The organism is Streptococcus cristatus (assembly GCF_001578775.1).
GTDB lineage: Bacteria > Bacillota > Bacilli > Lactobacillales > Streptococcaceae > Streptococcus > Streptococcus cristatus_A.
Genome location: NZ_KQ969062.1, coordinates 138,181 through 140,193, shown reverse-complemented (window position 1 = coordinate 140,193; position 2,013 = coordinate 138,181). Strand labels below are relative to the sequence as shown.

Genomic DNA, 2,013 nt, shown 5'->3' with positions numbered 1-2,013 from the left:
GCATAAAGAATCAAGTCGTTGTCATTGATCCGCTTGCCGGTATCAAGCGCTGCTTCAAAGTCATTCCGTCCCACTTGAATCCAATAAATCAGATAAAGCTCATCTGATTTGAGGGTCACATTATTAAGAATAACCTTCTTTTGATCTGTGGAAAACTCCAAACCTTGAATATAAGAGTAAGCTAATTCATATTTCTGGGTCTTGGGGAGGCTTGTGGGGGAAAGTTTTTTTGGAAAATAGCAGAGCGAAACAGCTAGATAGTATTCAAATTTTCAAAGGACTAGTCAGGAAAAATTTCCTTGTCCCATTATACCATAATCCGCATGTATATCAGAGAGAGGAATGAAAAATTGGTATAGAAAAACCACCTGAAAATAAACTCAGATGGCTTATAATAATTTAGCAGTTTCTAAGCCTCTGCCCCTTCGGCTACTAAATCATACGGAAAATACGGAAGGCCTTCCAGTTCCTTATAATCCAAGCCTTTCAGTTTACAGATGGCACCTGATTCAAAGGACCAATAGCCGTAAAAACTTTTTATATTTCTCCTATGCAAATCATACCAACCAGCATCTCTGCTACCCTGATACCATTTTTGGGTTAGATATTCTTTAAACAGCTTAAAAGCTTGTTCTGGATTCTCTTCTTCAATAATTTTCCGAGTAAAGCCATAAGGTCTTGGAAAATTATAGTTAATATGAATTTCCCAGTCCGGATAGCGGGACTGAACCAGATAGTCAATCAGATAGTCCTCTGGATTATCGTTCCGAACTAGTTCAACCAGTTTATCAAAGGCCTCCTCATCAATCTCTAACAGGATTCCAATCGACAAAGCCCAAATCATCTGTTCATAGCCTGAATTGCTATGCCAGACAGGAAGCAGGCTATCGACAAATTTAAGGTACTCTTCTTTGAAATCTTCCAGGGGATATCCAGCTGTATAAGTCGCAACCATGATTTCCTTTTGATATCGAAAAATCGATGATTTTATATTACTAATTACTTCCTGATTTTCTAAGGCAAATTTTTGAACTCCTTCTTTTTCATCTTTTTCAATTTCCTTAATTCTTATTTCAGAATCTCGGATTGCTTTTTGAAAAACATTGATTAGCCCTTCCAAGCTATTCTTATCTGCAATTTTATCTCTTAATTCCATCACTATCTCTTTTCTAAGGCCACATAGCACCTGGTTTTACTTGAATTACTTTTCCAGCAGAATCAGATATTGCATTAGCATAGTAAGTTGAAACATTCCCACTTGTATCTACCTTACTGATGACAAAATCCACATCTCCTGTCTCCAAAGCCATTTCAAGAGAAATTTGTTCCATCGGATCTAAATCACCAAGTCTGTCTTTCACCCAGTCTTTAGACATCTGCGGTCCTGACTTCGTATGCTGGTTGATATCTGAACTTCCCCACTTGGTTTCGTTGATGACATAAGACGGTGGCGGCGTCTGGTTCCTGTAGATTCCGTCAATCCCTTTGACAATCGGATCGTCAATGCTTTCCGGTGCTGGGCGGCCGATACTTTCCAGATTCTTATTGACCCCCACATTCTCCCGAACAATTCTTAAATTGTCATCTGCTAAAATTTCACCTACATTGGACTTCTGAACTGTGCTGGCAACTTCTGGGTCAAATCCTTTAACCTTTGGATTCAGGCTCTCAAAATGCTGGGTTACTTGTGGATTTGGGACTCCCGCACCTTCCAGAACTCCGTCCACATAGACTCTCTCAACACCGATATCACTTTTGTATTTCCAAACCTGTGTGCCATCAGACATATGCTCAATGACAAACTCATGATTTGGCTTATTCAGCCAATCCCGCGGATGGGCAGCTCCTTCTGGTTTATTGGCTTTCACAAACTCTGTCACCGTGTGATAGTGTTCAGCTTTCATGTCATTCCAACTAGTATAGCGTTCAACATCTTCTACATAGATTTTCCTACCACTACTTCCAGCTGGAATATCTGCACTGCTACTCTTAAGCATATCCAAATCCACAGAG

At 39.8% G+C, this 2,013-nt stretch carries 1 protein-coding gene and 2 pseudogenes; all 3 read right to left on the bottom strand.

Features of this window, described 5'->3' with window-relative positions; translation table 11 throughout:
• A pseudogene (locus tag SCRDD08_RS12150) lies at positions 1-224 on the bottom strand (type VII secretion protein EssB/YukC); the annotation flags it as partial.
• Positions 225-409: 185 nt separating this feature from the next.
• Positions 410-1,156: a PoNe immunity protein domain-containing protein gene (locus SCRDD08_RS00680; RefSeq protein WP_061421993.1), complete on the bottom strand. Its 747-nt coding sequence runs from the start codon at positions 1,154-1,156 to the stop codon at positions 410-412.
• A 13-nt stretch (positions 1,157-1,169) separates the two neighbouring features.
• Positions 1,170-2,013: pseudogene (locus SCRDD08_RS00675) on the bottom strand (hypothetical protein); the annotation flags it as partial.

What these genes read in the sequence shown, in the direction of transcription:
- SCRDD08_RS00680 (WP_061421993.1), bottom strand. Translation starts at nt 1,156, where the DNA reads ATGGAATTAAGAGATAAAATTGCAGATAAGAATAGCTTGGAAGGGCTA.